Origin of the sequence: Flavobacterium kochi (assembly GCF_048286715.1) — a bacterium.
GTDB lineage: Bacteria > Bacteroidota > Bacteroidia > Flavobacteriales > Flavobacteriaceae > Flavobacterium.
On record NZ_JBLVPW010000007.1, the window covers coordinates 1 to 15,040 of the forward strand.

The 15,040-nt window shown below is 33.0% G+C and carries 15 protein-coding genes and 1 other RNA gene; 4 read left to right on the forward strand and 12 right to left on the reverse strand.

Annotated elements, in window-relative coordinates; genetic code table 11:
- The coding region (locus tag ACNQGH_RS07780; RefSeq protein WP_417955417.1) for an OmpA family protein at positions 1-652 on the forward strand (652 nt) is incomplete at its 5' end.
- A gap of 105 nt (positions 653-757) precedes the next feature.
- Here ACNQGH_RS07780 and ACNQGH_RS07785 read toward each other — a convergent pair.
- The 9 genes from ACNQGH_RS07785 to ACNQGH_RS07825 all read right to left on the reverse strand — a co-directional run bounded on the left by ACNQGH_RS07785 (position 758) and on the right by ACNQGH_RS07825 (position 9,618).
- Positions 758-1,264, reverse strand: coding sequence for a CAP domain-containing protein (locus ACNQGH_RS07785; RefSeq protein WP_417955418.1), 507 nt, complete (start codon positions 1,262-1,264; stop codon positions 758-760).
- Positions 1,265-1,892: 628 nt separating this feature from the next.
- Positions 1,893-2,396 (reverse strand): CAP domain-containing protein, encoded by a 504-nt coding sequence (locus ACNQGH_RS07790; RefSeq protein ID WP_417955419.1) that lies wholly within the window; start codon positions 2,394-2,396, stop codon positions 1,893-1,895.
- A gap of 166 nt (positions 2,397-2,562) precedes the next feature.
- Positions 2,563-3,207 (reverse strand): pyridoxamine 5'-phosphate oxidase, encoded by a 645-nt coding sequence (pdxH, locus tag ACNQGH_RS07795; protein WP_417955420.1) that lies wholly within the window; start codon positions 3,205-3,207, stop codon positions 2,563-2,565.
- Between the two features lie 96 nt (positions 3,208-3,303).
- A complete protein-coding gene (locus tag ACNQGH_RS07800; protein WP_417955421.1) occupies positions 3,304-4,209 on the reverse strand; it encodes a ribonuclease Z in 906 nt (301 codons plus the stop codon).
- 70 nt (positions 4,210-4,279) lie between these two features.
- Entirely contained in the window at positions 4,280-4,612 is a 333-nt protein-coding gene (locus ACNQGH_RS07805; protein WP_417955422.1) for a ribonuclease Z, read from the reverse strand.
- A 75-nt stretch (positions 4,613-4,687) separates the two neighbouring features.
- Positions 4,688-5,614 (reverse strand): aspartate carbamoyltransferase catalytic subunit, encoded by a 927-nt coding sequence (locus ACNQGH_RS07810; protein ID WP_417955423.1) that lies wholly within the window; start codon positions 5,612-5,614, stop codon positions 4,688-4,690.
- Between the two features lie 51 nt (positions 5,615-5,665).
- Entirely contained in the window at positions 5,666-6,205 is a 540-nt protein-coding gene (gene pyrR / locus ACNQGH_RS07815; RefSeq protein WP_282716456.1) for a bifunctional pyr operon transcriptional regulator/uracil phosphoribosyltransferase PyrR, read from the reverse strand.
- Positions 6,206-6,290: 85 nt separating this feature from the next.
- Positions 6,291-7,475, reverse strand: coding sequence for a DUF418 domain-containing protein (locus tag ACNQGH_RS07820; RefSeq protein WP_417955424.1), 1,185 nt, complete (start codon positions 7,473-7,475; stop codon positions 6,291-6,293).
- 526 nt (positions 7,476-8,001) lie between these two features.
- On the reverse strand, positions 8,002-9,618 hold the full coding sequence (locus tag ACNQGH_RS07825; protein ID WP_417955425.1) for an ABC-F family ATP-binding cassette domain-containing protein: 1,617 nt from the start codon (positions 9,616-9,618) through the stop codon (positions 8,002-8,004).
- A 344-nt stretch (positions 9,619-9,962) separates the two neighbouring features.
- On the opposite strand from ACNQGH_RS07825, the gene ACNQGH_RS07830 reads away from it, so the two are divergent.
- Complete coding sequence (locus tag ACNQGH_RS07830; protein ID WP_417955581.1) at positions 9,963-10,049, forward strand: hypothetical protein; 87 nt, start codon at positions 9,963-9,965, stop codon at positions 10,047-10,049.
- A gap of 241 nt (positions 10,050-10,290) precedes the next feature.
- The gene (locus ACNQGH_RS07835) at positions 10,291-11,727 is read left to right on the forward strand and encodes an MFS transporter (protein WP_417955426.1); all 1,437 of its coding nucleotides are present in this window, start codon (positions 10,291-10,293) and stop codon (positions 11,725-11,727) included.
- Positions 11,728-11,848: 121 nt separating this feature from the next.
- Here ACNQGH_RS07835 and fsa read toward each other — a convergent pair whose 3' ends face one another.
- The 3 genes from fsa to ffs all read right to left on the reverse strand — a co-directional run bounded on the left by fsa (position 11,849) and on the right by ffs (position 13,902).
- Positions 11,849-12,505: a fructose-6-phosphate aldolase gene (gene fsa / locus ACNQGH_RS07840; protein WP_035672771.1), complete on the reverse strand. Its 657-nt coding sequence runs from the start codon at positions 12,503-12,505 to the stop codon at positions 11,849-11,851.
- Between the two features lie 378 nt (positions 12,506-12,883).
- Positions 12,884-13,687 carry an SDR family oxidoreductase gene (locus ACNQGH_RS07845; RefSeq protein ID WP_417955427.1) on the reverse strand — a complete coding sequence of 268 codons (804 nt, stop codon included), beginning with the start codon at positions 13,685-13,687 and terminating at the stop codon, positions 12,884-12,886.
- A 117-nt stretch (positions 13,688-13,804) separates the two neighbouring features.
- Positions 13,805-13,902, reverse strand: an RNA gene (ffs, locus tag ACNQGH_RS07850) — signal recognition particle sRNA small type.
- Between the two features lie 88 nt (positions 13,903-13,990).
- Between ffs and ACNQGH_RS07855 the strand changes: the two genes are divergently transcribed.
- A complete protein-coding gene (locus ACNQGH_RS07855) occupies positions 13,991-15,040 on the forward strand; it encodes a glutaminyl-peptide cyclotransferase (protein WP_417955428.1) in 1,050 nt (349 codons plus the stop codon).

A 15,040-nucleotide genomic window follows, 5' to 3' on the forward strand; every position in this document is an offset into this window, starting at 1 on the left:
TGAACAGGAATTATATGGTGAAATAACAGACATAACTACCAAAGAATTACTTCCAAATACCAAAATCACTTTATACGACAGCCAATTTAATTTGATTAGCACTACCAATTCTGATGACAAAGGCAATTATACTTTTACTGTGGAATGTGGAAAAACCTATAATGTAAGAGCTGAAAAACCAGAATACACCACCAAAGAACAAAAAATCACTATTGCGGCAGAAAAAGGAAAAACGTATTTACCAATAGCATTGGAAAAATCAAAATGCAAAGTTACCGTTGGTGACGATTTGGGTAAATGTTTCGGTATAAAAATGATTTATTTCGACTTTGATAAATCCAATATCAGAGTAGAAGCTGCTATAGATTTGGAAAAAATATTAGATGTCTTAAGCCAATATCCCGATATGAAACTTGATATTCGCTCCCATACAGATAGTCGTGGAACTTTCAAATACAATGAAGCGTTATCAGACAGAAGAGCTAAAGCTACTATAAACTGGCTAATCAAAAACGGAGTTGATTCCAATAGATTAGTTGGTAAAGGTTATGGCGAAACTCAACTGGTAAACAGATGTGCTGACAATGTAAATTGTACAGAGGAAGAGCATCAATTCAACAGACGCAGTGAATTTATAATTACTGCTCTCTAATATACGTTCGAGATTGCAAATCCTGAATTAATCATTAATTACAAACAAGTTAATATAAATAAAGGCTGCCTGAGGCAGCCTTTATTTATAGATTTCAAAACTTACTTATATTTTTGCAAAAATATTGGTATAATATTTTTTACCTGAAGCCGGATCCGCTCTGATTGCAATACCAAAATGGGTAAAATCACCTTCAATATTTTTCTTATGCTCAGGACTGGCCAACCAGGCATTTAAAACAGATTGAGAAGAAGTATAATTATAAGCAATATTCTCACTTACTGATTTGGCACCGAGGACATTCATAATACTTTCGGAACGAACTATAAAATCATAATGATCAACCACATTATTGATGATCATGTAATTATCATGCTCTTCTGACTTCAGAGAGATATAATTAATTTTCGCCAAAGAGTTTAACCCAATACTAACTCTGTAGGTGTTTATCAAATTCATAGTTTCGATTTCAGAACTGTTATAAGTATAATCGACTATCTTTTGCGATAAAGCTGCATTTGATTTCGGTAATTCAGAATTATCAGAAGAACAAGAAGACATTGCATAAAAAGTAAAAACAAGAAATAAAGCGCGAAATGAGACTGCTGTCATGTAGTAATGAAGAGATTAAATTAACAAGTTGTAAACTTAAACAATTAAAATTATTTCAATCGCTATAGTTGATCGTTTGTAAATGTATATATAACACTTCAAAAACCAAACTATTTCAAAAAAATTAACAATATTTTAAAAAAAACGCTGTTTTTATTGCATTTTTCAAAAAAAATGTCCATTTATGATTAAATTTCTTCCCAAAAAAAACAGCTATACCTTTATTATACCTCTTCGAAATTTAAAATTTATTGGAAAGAATTTATTCTAAGTCATCTGACAGCTATAAAATAGAAAAAGACAGCCTTTTGAGGAGCAGGCAATCTTTGAATTCCAAAAAACAACAAAATGGTACCTTCTATTTTTGCAAAGATTATTGGCATACCATTTTTTTTAGGTCAACAGATTCTTTAAGATTGTAATGCTAAAATGAGTAAAACTAGCTTCATAATTTTCTTACGTCAGAAATGGTAAACTGACTATCTAAGTATTTAAAACAACTTGTGAGTTCCTGTAATTTGTAACTACTTTAATCCAAGAACCCTAGGTCATCAATCTACTAAATAGAAAAAGGCCATCTTTTGGGGAGAAGACAGCCTTTTAATACCAAAAACAAACAAAAATTAACTTATATTTTCGCGAAGATATTTGTGTAATATTTTTTACCAGTCTCTGGATTCTCTCTTATTGAAATTCCAAAATGAGTAAAATCACCTTCAATATTTTCTTTGTGTCCAGGACTAGCTAACCAAGCATTTAAAGCAGCTTGAGGCGTACTATAATTATAAGCAATATTTTCGCTTACCGTTTTGGCACCTAAAACTTTGATTATATTTTCAGAACGAGCAACAAAATCATTATGATTAACTACATTATTAGTAATCATATATTTGTCATGCTCCTCTGACTTATAAGAAATATGATTGATTTTTTGTAAAGGATTTAACCCTACACTTACTCTGTAAGTATTTATCAAATTCATAGTTTCTAATTCGGAAGCATTATAAGTATAATCAACTACTTGTTGTGATGCGGCACTTGTTGTTGTTGCTTCAGAAGCATCAGACGAGCAAGAATTCATTGTTAATATAACGGTCACCAGCAATAATGTATGAAGTAATTTTGATTTCATAATAGTAGTAGTTTAAGCTTAAAGTAGATTGTGGGGCAAACTTCTTTAATGTATTTACAAATATGTGCTTTAATTATATTTTAAAACTACACATTTTACCGTTAAACTACCAAATAAAATCGACGAACTACATCATAAATATTTATACATATATATATTTCCTACATTATGGAGACAATCGATCAATCTTCCAAGAGCAGTCCTCCTGACTGGTATACCTAATTCTATCATGCAGTCTGTTAGGCCTTCCTTGCCAAAATTCAACTTCTAAAGGAGTAACCAAAAATCCTCCCCAATGCTTCGGTCTCGGAATCACCATACTATCAAAATCTTTTTCCAATTGTTTTAGATTTTCCTCTAAATATTCTCGAGACGGCACTACTTCACTTTGGTTTGATACTATCGCTCCCAATTTACTTCCATCAGGTCTGGACTCAAAATAATTATCTGAAATGGCTTCAGTAGTTTTCTCGGCAATACCTTTAATAATAACCTGACGTTCCATGGTATGCCAAAAGAACGAAAGACATATTTTAGGGTTCTTGGCAATGGCCCTACCCTTTTCAGAATTATAATTGGTATAAAAAACAAATCCTTCCTCATTGAATTTTTTTAATAAAACAACTCTGGACTTTGGAAAGCCATCCAAACCAATTGTCGCGACAGTCATGGCATTAACTTCTTCGTTAGTACCAAAATCCTCTGTTTCATGAAACCATCTTTTAAATAGGTTTATTGGATCTTCTGGAATATTGGATTCCAGTAACTCACTCTTTTCGTAGGATTTTCTGTAATTGCTTAAATCACTCATTTTTCTTTATTTTAAGATGACTCGATTTTTGGGTTGTTCAATTTAGAATAATCCGAAAATACAGTATCAATTTTATATGCAATAAATTGTCTTTGTTTAAAAGTCAAAACTTTTTCCATCATCAGCTAAAAGCACTTCCGAAAAAATTGTTTCGGCTTCTTCCTGAAATAGCTCGATGCTTTGATATCGAGTAGAATAATGCCCTAAAATTAATTGCTTTACATTAGATTTCAAAGCAATCAGTGCTGCTTCTTTTGCAGTGGAATGCAGTGTTTTTTTTGCCAGGTTTTCTTCTGATTCCAAAAAAGTGGATTCATGGTATAATACATCAGCATTTTCAATAAGTGGAAGGATGGATTCAGTATAAGCAGTATCGGAACAAAAAGCATATTTTTTTGCAGGAACAGGATCGAATGTTAATTTGTCGTTTTCAATAACCCTTCCGTCTTCCAGAGTGATATCTTTCCCATTTTTTATTTTCTGATAGTAACAAGAATCGATCTCATAATTTTGAACGGCATCAAAATTAAGTTTCCGCTCCCCGATTTTTTCTTGGAACAAAAAACCATTGGTATAAATGCGATGTTTTAATGGAATGGTTTTCACCAAAACCTTTTCATCTTCAAAGATTACTTCACTTTCAACAGATTCCAATTCATGAAAAAACAAACCATAATTAGTCCATGAATTAGACAAACGTAATTGCAACCTGATAATTTCCTGAATCCCTTTTGGTCCATAAATATGTAAATCCGTTGTTCTGTTTAGTAAGGTAAAAGTGGAAACTAAGCCTACTAGTCCAAAAAAGTGATCTCCATGCAAATGCGAAATGAAAATATGATTTATTTTGGAAAATCGAATTTTGTTTTTACGCAATTGTACTTGGGTCCCTTCTCCACAATCAATTAAAAAAAGTCTGTTTTTAATTTCTAAAATCTGTGACGTGGGATTGGTAAAAGTTCGAGGTGTTGCTGCATAGCAACCAAGTATTGTTAATTTCAAGTTGAAGGTTTTATTACAAGTTGAATATTAAATATTCAACAACTTTTGATTGCAATTTATTGTATAAATATTAAAAACCCAATTCTCTTTCAATCTCTTCCATTTCTATAATATCATGTGCTTCTAGCAACGAAGGAACAACAGTTAATTTGGCAGGAACTGCATTATAATCAAAATCAGAAGTAACTATAACAAATGATTTTTTACCTTTTTTATGTTGTTTGGATAACGGTAAAAACAACTTTATACTGTCTGTCGGTAAATTTTTATAAAGTAAAAGGTCTATAATCAGGTTATGATTTTCAAACGTTTTGTATTGGTGTGTTACTTTCATTAAAAAAGAAGTAAAATCACCTTGTGTGTCTTTAATTGTAATCGTGTGGCCTTTTTGATCTACTTTCATTTTTTTTGAGTTTCAGAGACTGCATCAGAGCAGACTGGTTACCAAGTAGCTAAGGTACTAAGTTTTTCTTTTAAATTACTGAATTTTTGAAGCCAAAAGATAAATTACTGCCATTCTAATTGCCACACCATTTTCTACCTGATTCAAAATTACGGATTGACTTGAATCGGCAACTTCACTGGTAATTTCGACACCGCGATTGATTGGTCCTGGATGCATGATTATGATTTCTTTATTCAATGAATCTAATAGTGGTTTATCAACTCCATATTGCTGTGCATATTCTCTCGTAGATGGAAAATAATTCACATCCATTCTCTCGTTTTGCACCCGTAGCATATTGGCTACATCACACCATTCCAGTGCCTTTCTCAAATTAGGCTCGACAGTTACTCCCAGTGATTCAATATGTCTTGGAATAAGTGTTTTGGGTCCACAAACTTTGACCTCTGCGCCCTGCATTTGCAAAGCATATATGTTAGACAACGCTACTCTGGAATGCAACACATCACCTACAATGACTACTTTTTTTCCTGCCACTTCGCCTAATTTCTCTCTAATTGAATAACTGTCTAATAAAGCTTGTGTAGGATGCTCATGCGCTCCGTCACCGGCATTTACGATACTCGCTTTTACGTTTTTGGATAGAAAATAAGCCGCGCCAGGATTGGCATGTCTCATCACCACCATATCTACTTTCATCGAAAGTATATTATTTACAGTATCTATGAGTGTCTCTCCTTTTTTGACTGAAGATTGTGCTGCCGAAAAACTAATCACATCAGCAGATAAGCGTTTTTGTGCTAATTCAAAGGAGAGTTTTGTTCGGGTACTGTTTTCAAAGAAAATATTGGCAATCGTAATATCTCGTAGGGAAGGCACTTTCTTAATTGGTCGATTGATGACTTCTTTAAAATGATCGGCAGTTTCAAAAATCAGGTCAATATCACTCTTGTTGATGTATTTTATTCCTAATAAATGATTTACGCTTAATTCTTTCATTTCTTTTTACGATTATTAGTTTTTTTTATAGTTAGATTTCAATGGAATTACCTAACTTGTAATTAAATACACCCCATCTTCACCATCATTTTCTTTCCAACTCACTTTCACTTTTTCGTTATTAATAGCATCGACCTGTCTTCCTCTATAATCCGGTTGAATCGGTAAATTGCGACTGAAACGCCTGTCGATTAAAACCAGTAATTCAATTTCTGAAGGTCTTCCAAAAGATTGAATGGCAGTCAAAGCAGATCGAATGCTTCTTCCGGTAAATAAAACATCATCTATAAAAATGACTTTTTTATTTTCAACAATAAAATTAATCTTGGTTTTATTTGCTTCTAATGGTTTATCAGTTCTGCGAAAATCATCTCTAAAAAATGTAATATCCAGATAACCCAATTGAATTTCAGGAGTTTGATATTCTTTTTCTAATATTTCTTTCAAACGTTCTGCTAAAAAAACGCCTCTTGGTTGGATCCCTACCAAAATAGTGTCTGAAAAATCCAAGTGTTTTTCAATTAACTGACAGGCCAAACGATGCAGTATGATAGTAACTTCTTTTGCAGTAAGTAATACTTTTTGACTCATGTTAAAGTGTGTTGTTTGGTTTTGCAAATATACGAATTCCGATTTATGATTTTATAATTATAACGCGAGAAAATAGTTTCACTTATTATTTACCCCATGAAATCCAGGTTGCTTTGTGCCAGATATATTCTAAAGGTCCTTGGTTATGGGTTTTAAGCCACCAGGTACAGAAAGATAATTGGATAACAAATAATGCAATTCCTATCAATAAACAGTACGTTGCTCCCGTATATTCAAAAAGACCTAAACCATATCTGTAGTAAATAAAGGAACCAATCATGGATTGCATGATATAATTCGTCAAACTCATTTTCCCAAAAGGAATCAGTTTAGAAAGCACTTTCTTAATAGAATCCTTTTGATACAGTAAAACAAAAGTAGCAACAAGCACACCCATAAATGCAAAATTGGACCAGGATGCAAAGATTACCGTAAGGGTATTAGCTAACGTTACTCTGCTTATCAAATCTACCGTATGGGTCTTTAAAAAAAATAATGGAATAAAGAAAATAAGTGCAAAACGCAATACCTTGCTCCAAAACCGGATGTTTTCATCAGTTGTTGTAAAAAGCTGCTTTCTGCCTAATAACATTCCAAACATAAATAAAGCCGGAGCCTGGAAAAACCTTCCATTTTCCCATGACCATAATAAAGAAGCAATTTTTCCCAAGGTTAAGTTTCCAATTACATAATCAACAAAAGAGCCATTTTTCATATAGTATCCTATACTTTCATAATAGGCATTAGACAAATTAGGTGAAGCTATATAATCTGGATCTAAAATATAATAAATGCATTTTGCCCATTCTAATGGTTGCAACATCAGCACGAAAGCCGTAATAAAAACAGCCTTATTACTCCAATTTGCTACCGGAATAAGTAAAAGTCCTAAAAAGGCATATAAGGTAAGAATATCACCTTGATAAAATGCCGTATTAATTATTCCGAAAACCAGCAGTAACATCATCCTCCAAAAAAATCGCAATCTGAAATCATTTCCTTTTTTAGCTTGATTGTCATTTTGAATGTAAAAACTAAACCCAAAAAGAAGCGCAAAAATGGCATAGGATTTGCCTCCAAAAAGAAAAAACAAAGAATTCCAAACCATTTTATCCAAAGTCACAAGCCAACTTGGAAAATTTTCCGGTAAATAATAATATTCAAAATGCTCTACATTGTGAAGCAACATAATAGACATAATTGCAAAGCCACGCAGCGCATCAACTACTTCGATTCGAGGAGCTTTTAAATTGAAAGTAATGTTAGTCATCTTTTAAATTTGGATTTATATGGGAATAGTAAAATTCAAAAATATATTTTTTTTAATAAAATTTAGTTTAAAAAACTGATTAATAATTGTAAACAAACATTTTGTTATTTTTCTTTAATAATTCTAAAATATTACAAGGAACTTCAGAAATTATATAACAAATCATTATTTAGGATTTTGTACCTTTATTGTAATATAAAACTTTAAAAATTAGAAAATCATGCAAAAAAAAATAACACGGTTATTGGTCCTTTTAACAGTACTGATTTCATTTACAAGCTGTTCAGTAATAGAAGGTATATTTAAAGCCGGAATGGGTGTCGGTATTTTTATTGTGATTGTCATAGTTGCCATAGTCATTTTTATTATAAGTAAAATATCCGGTAAAAAGTAAGCTAAAAATTACTTTACTTTGATTCAGTATTTTTCAATTGATTAAATACTAAAAACGAGACATTTCCATAAAAAAAGGGCTATCCGAAAAATTATTTTTCGGATAGCCCTTTTTTTACTGTTTTATTTTTTTTTACGAATACATTTTCGTTCTCAATTCCTGTACTTTTTCATCATCAAGGTAATCATCGAACGTCATGTAACGGTCGATTGCTCCATTTGGTGTCAATTCAATAACCCGATTAGCAACCGTTTGTGAAAACTCATGATCATGAGTAGTAAAAATCACTGATCCCTTGAAGTTTTTCAAGGAATTATTGAAGGCTGTGATGGACTCTAAGTCCAAGTGATTTGTTGGTTCATCTAGCATTAAGACATTCGCTCTTTCCATCATCATTCGAGACAACATACAACGCACTTTTTCTCCTCCAGATAATACTCTACAGGTTTTCAACGCTTCCTCACCTGAGAAAATCATTTTTCCAAGAAAACTACGGATATTTACTTCATCACGTTCTTCTTCGGTTTTTACCCATTGACGCAACCAATCCACAAGTGAATAATCACTTTCAAAAAAAGAATGGTTTTCTACTGGTAAATACGCTTGGTTTGTGGTAACTCCCCAATCGTAAGTTCCTGAATCCGCTTTTTGATTTCCATTCAAAATTTCGTAGAAAGCAGTTGTAGCACGAGAATCTTTTGAGAAAAGAACGATTTTATCGCCTTTGGCCATATTCAAATCTACGCCTTTAAACAAAACTTCCCCATCGATTGAAGCACTCAGATTCTGTACATTCAGAATTTGATCTCCAGCTTCACGTTCCTGGTCAAAAATAATCGCAGGATACCTGCGGCTTGATGGTTTTATCTCAGAAATATTAAGTTTACTAATCATTTTTTTACGAGAGGTGGCTTGTTTCGATTTGGCCACATTCGCACTAAAACGACGAATAAATTCTTCTAGTTCCTGTTTCTTTTCTTCCGCTTTCTTATTTTGTTGTGCGCGTTGTTTTGCCGCTAATTGGCTTGATTCATACCAAAAAGTGTAATTACCTGAATAATGATTTATTTTACTGAAATCAATATCTGAAATATGTGTACAAACTGAATCTAAAAAGTGTCTGTCGTGAGACACTACAATTACTGTATTTTCATAGTTTGCTAAGAAATTCTCCAACCAAGCTATAGTTTCAAAATCCAAATCATTGGTTGGCTCATCCATAATAAGTAAATCCGGATTTCCAAAAAGTGCTTGCGCTAAAAGGACGCGAACTTTTATTTTACCCTCAAGATCCCCCATCAGAGTATAATGATGTTCTTCAGTAATACCAAGATTCGACAACATCGATGCGGCATCAGAATCAGCATTCCAACCATTCATTTCTTCGAATTGCACCTGCAACTCTCCTATTCTGTCTGCATTTTTATCACTGTAATCTAAATACAAAGCATCCATTTCTTTTTTGATGGCATACAATGTTTTATTGCCCATCATAACGGTCTCAAGAACGGTACTCTCATCAAACATATTATGGTTTTGGTTTAAAACCGACATGCGTTTTCCTGGTTCCAAATGAATATGTCCTGATGTAGGATCCATTTCACCAGCAATTATTTTAAGAAAAGTAGATTTCCCAGCACCGTTGGCTCCAATAACTCCGTATATATTACCGTGTGTGAAGGTAGTATTTACTTCGTCGAACAAAATTCGTTTGCCAAATTGAACTGATAAATTATTAACTGTTAACATGAATATTTTTTTATAAAATTTTTGCAAAAATACGAAAAAAATACTGATTTCCTTAATTCAAAAAAAACACATTTTCATGAGTTGTATTTTGTACCATATTAAAAAAATTATCAAAAAAAATTCCGACGAAATAGTATCAGGATTATGATATTAATTCTATAACAACATCGCACCCCGTATTTTTATCAAAGTAGATAAAAAGTGCAAAAATAACAATCGATGAAATCCTATTTATCGAAGGAATGAAAGAATACAGTAAGGTGGTGACCACATGAAAAAACTATATCACGCACTAATCATTAACTTCTTTATCTGAAGAATTACCTTTAGACCGATTTGTAAGAATTCATAAATCCCATACCAGTGCAAAAGACAAGATAAAATCTATAGAGAGGAATCGAATCCAACTACTTTCTTTACTTTGTCCGTAGGAAGAAATTACAACAAAGATCTAAAAAGTAAAATTTTAGAATAAAAATCCATTTCAATATTTTATTTGAAAAAGCCAAAATTTCAAAAAAAAAGCACCTTTTTTTAACAAACAGTGATTATTCTATAATTTTAGTAATATTTATTCTAAATTATTTTTTTTTAATTTACTTAACAAATATATTTACCAGCTTACTGCAAAAAAATAAATAATTAAACTAAAAAACCAATCCATTTACAATTATGAGTTCAGAAAATTTACAAACCAAATGGGGACAATTCATTCCCTTAGCTATTGTCTTCTTCTTTTGGGGATTTGTGGCCGCAAGTAATGATATTTTAATTCCCGTTTTCAAAAAAGCATTTGATTTATCACAAGGAGAAAGCCAGTTGGTTTCTTTAGCGTTCTATATTGCTTATACAGTTGGTTCTCTTATTTATATGGGAATTTCCTATTTGATGAAAGAAGATCTTGTTAATAAAATAGGGTATAAAAATGGTTTAGCCCTAGGACTAGCTATTTCTGCCTTAGGTACATTATTATTTTATCCTGCCGCAAATACAGGTTCATTTCCATTAATGCTGTCTGGTTTATTTATTGTTGCTCTAGGATTTTCCCTGCAACAAACTGTAGCCAATCCATTAGCAATTGCGTTAGGACCAATAGCTACAGGTTCCCAGCGTTTGACTATGGCTGGTGGAATTAACAATCTTGGAACTACCATTGGCCCATTAATTGTGAGTTTTGCCATTTTTGGCTCCAATACAGGTGGCAGTACTGATATGAGTATCGAAAGTGTAAAAATTCCTTACTTGGTATTAGGATTGGCCTTTTTACTTGTAGCCATATTATTGAAATTCTCATCCCTTCCAGAAAGACCAAAAACTATTTTAGAAGTTCCGGATGAAACAAGTTCTACTAAAACTTCTGCTTTGCAATATCCACAGTTAGTTTTAGGAATGATTGCCATTTTTGTATATGTAGGTGTTGAAGTTTCTACTGCCAGTAATTTACCCGCTTACATGGAAAAGAATCTGGGATTTTTGACACAGGATATTGCTCCTTATATTTCATTATATTGGGCGAGTTTAATGATTGGTCGTTGGACTGGAGCTGTTGAAGCTTTCACTAATGATATTAGTCTGCAAAAAATATTACGCTTTTTAGCTCCTTATTTGGCTTTTGGTGTATTCTTAGTAGTAAATGCTGTTGCTAAGCACGATTTAACTCCTTTTTATATTTATGGATTAGTTATCCTGGTGTTGATTGCTGCGGATATTGCAAGCAAAGGAAATCCAGCCAGAATGTTACTTATTTTTTCTGCCTTAGGAATCATTGCACTTTTAATAGGAATGACTACAAACGGAATGGTAAGTGTATATGCTTTCACAAGTGTTGGATTATTCTGTAGTACACTTTGGCCTTGTATCTTTACTTTAGCGGTTAGTGGATTAGGAAAAAATACAAGTCAGGGAAGTAGTTTTTTAATTATGATGATTATGGGTGGTGGAGTGATCAGCTGGCTACAGGGATTTGTTTCAGAGAGTATCGGTATCCACAGCAGTTATATCGTTGGTGTTGTATGCTTTGCTTATTTAGCATTTTATGCTTGGAAAGTAAGTGGAATACTTAAATCACAAGGCATCAGTTTTGACAAAAAATTATCAGGCGGACACTAATTTTAATATATAATACCAACCAAAAAACAAACCAAATAAAAAATCCCATTTTCAAAATGAAAATGGGATTTTTTTATTTTAAGCAATGTCAAAACTGTTGCTTTTGAAACCAAAAACTATTTTATTTATTGCCTTTCTCGAAATCAGCAACAAACTGTGCCAATCCAATATCAGTTAATGGGTGTTTCAATAAACCATAAATGGCAGATAATGGTCCGGTCATAACATCAGCACCAATTTTTGCACAATTTACAATGTGCATCGTGTGACGTACCGAAGCTGCAAGAATTTGAGTTTCGTAACCATAGTTATCATAAATCAATCTAATTTCTTCAATCAAAGCCAAACCGTCTGTAGAAACATCATCCAGACGACCAATAAACGGAGAAACATAAGTAGCTCCTGCTTTTGCAGCCAATAAAGCCTGACCAGCAGAGAATACTAAAGTAACATTCGTTTTAATACCTTTATCCGAAAAATATTTAGCAGCCATAACTCCTTCTTTAGTCATCGGTAATTTCACAACGATTTGATCGTGTAAATCAGCCAATTCCTCACCTTCTTTGATCATTCCGTCATAATCCAGCGCATTAACTTCAGCGCTTACATCACCGTCAACCAGATTACAAATATCAACGTAATGTTTCAAAATGCTATTTTTCCCTGTGATTCCTTCTTTTGCCATCAATGATGGATTGGTAGTAACTCCATCTAAAACGCCTAATGCTTGTGCTTCTTTAATCTGAGCTAAATTAGCTGTGTCAATAAAAAATTTCATATATATTTAATTAAATTGTGTGTTTTAAAATTTGGACGTGCCCCTTTGAAAAAGAGAGTCGCGCTTTTGCTATAAACTTTTCCTTAAAAAAGGAACAGGATTTTCACTACAATCCCCCACGCAAGCGCAAAATCAATAAATTCGGTGCAAAATTACAACTTATAATGGTTCATTAGTATTTTTGTTTTTTGAATTATTCGAAATTTTCAATTCATACCGAATTTCTTCTAAAACAATTATTAAATTTTGCTTATAATCGGCAGCATCGTTACTTCTGTTACTCCACGATTTAACCGCTCTGCGAATAAGATACCAAAAAGAGATACCAATCAAAATTGCAATTACACCCGAAATAATTTCAGTGAATTTTCACATAGTTTATAATTTATAATGATTCATAAGCATTTTTTCATACACTTTATCAGGCAAAATTCGCTTCAGAACAATCGAGAATTTTTGCATAAAAACCCCCACTTTATAATGGATTTTAGGTTGGGGAGTTTGAATGATTTTATAAACTGCTTCCGCCATTTCATTTGGATTACTTCCGCTGTCAACATGCTCATCCATTGTTTTTAATGTATTGCCATAAGGTATTTCGTAAGCCGAACCTTTTATAACCGGAGCATGAAAACGTCCCGAAGCAATATTAGTGGCAAAATCACCTGGGGCTACATTGGTAATATGAACTCCAAAGGACTTCACTTCCATACGTAACGCTTCCGTAATGATTTCAAGAGCTCCTTTTGAAGCTGAATAAACACTGCGGTAGGGCAAACCCATATAAGCAGCTATTGAAGTAATATTGACAATCAATCCCGATTGTTGTGTACGCATTTGTGGCAAAACAGCTTTCATCACTTCAATTGGTCCGAAGAAATTAGTCTCAAAATTATTCTTAATCTCATGCATTGGTATTTCTTCCAACGGCCCTGTGATTCCAACACCGGCATTGTTAATAACAACATCCAGTCTTCCGGATAGGGCAATCACTTTGGCTACAGCCGTGTGAATCGAATCCGTATCGCGAACATCCAAAGCAACCAAAGGAAAAACAGAATTTAAAATTCGTTCCGGATTTCTACTGGTTCCATATACAACGAAACCTTTTTGATGCAAAAACTCTCCGATAGATTTCCCTATTCCTGAGGAACCTCCGGTAATCAGAACTACTTTATTCATTTTTTCAGTTTAAAATTAAAGTTGGAACATCCGTAAAATAGTAATAGACCTACTTTTGGATAGCCCAAAAATAAAAAAATCCTCCCGAAGGAAGACTACTTTTGTATAAAATTTAAAAAATGGCAAGCGACCTACATCGCATCGCTCAACCACGTACCCTTGCTATGTTCCCATCCTGGGGGAGTCTGCAGGAGCAGATCGTGTAGGACTTGCCGCTGCAAATATACAAACTTTTTATATTTTTGCAAGTGCTTTGTAGCTATAAAAATAACGTTGTATATTGGCGCATCAAAAAATCTAACTATGAGAAATTATAACTTCCTATCTTTCATTTTATTAGGAATCACCTTAGCAAGTTGCAACCCCACAAAAAAAGGAGAAAATACTTTATTTACCTTCGATATTTCTAAATTTAAGGAAAAATATCAGCCGCAAGAAGCTATAGCATTAGGTATTTCTAACCCAAATTCAAAAACTATTGACAGTATTATCTATTATGTAAATGAAAAAAAAATAGCTTCAAAAAAAGGACTTGACAAGGTAACGTTTGAATTGAAAGACCAAAAATTAGGCTACCAAAACCTAAAAGCGATAGTATATTATGAGGGTGAAAACTCAGAAGCTACAGCAAGAGTAGAATTGGTTTCGAATGTAAAACCAAAATTATTGAAATACAAAATTGTAAATAAGTATCCGCACGATACCGCTTCTTTTACAGAAGGTTTAGAGTTTTATAAAGACACCTTATATGAAAGTACAGGAACAAAAGGCAATTCATACTTTAGAAAATACGATTATAAAACAGGAAAAGTTTACAAACAAATTAATCTTGATGCAAAATATTTTGGAGAGGGAATTACCTTTCTAAATGGAAAACTGTATCAATTGACTTGGGAAGAAAAAACAGGTTTTATCTATGATGCTACTACGTTAAAACTGGAAAAAACCTTTACTTATGATAAAGATATCGAAGGTTGGGGAATGACAAATGACGGTACTTACATTTACCAGACCGATAAAACGGAAAAAATCTGGAAAATGGACCCAAACACTCAAAAAATGATAGATTACATCAATGTGTATTCTGGAGATTCTAAAATCAAAGCCATCAATGAATTAGAGTGGATCAATGGCAAAATATACGCCAATGTTTGGCAAAAAGATGCTATTGCGGTTGTAAATCCTGTTAGTGGTGCAGTAGAAGGAATTTTAAACTTATCGGGTTTGAAAAAATATGTCAAAAACGCCGATGCAGATGTTTTAAACGGAATTGCTTACAACCCAAAAACCAAAACCATTTTTGTTACCGGAAAAAAGTGGGATACCCTATTTGAAATCACTATTTCAGAATAA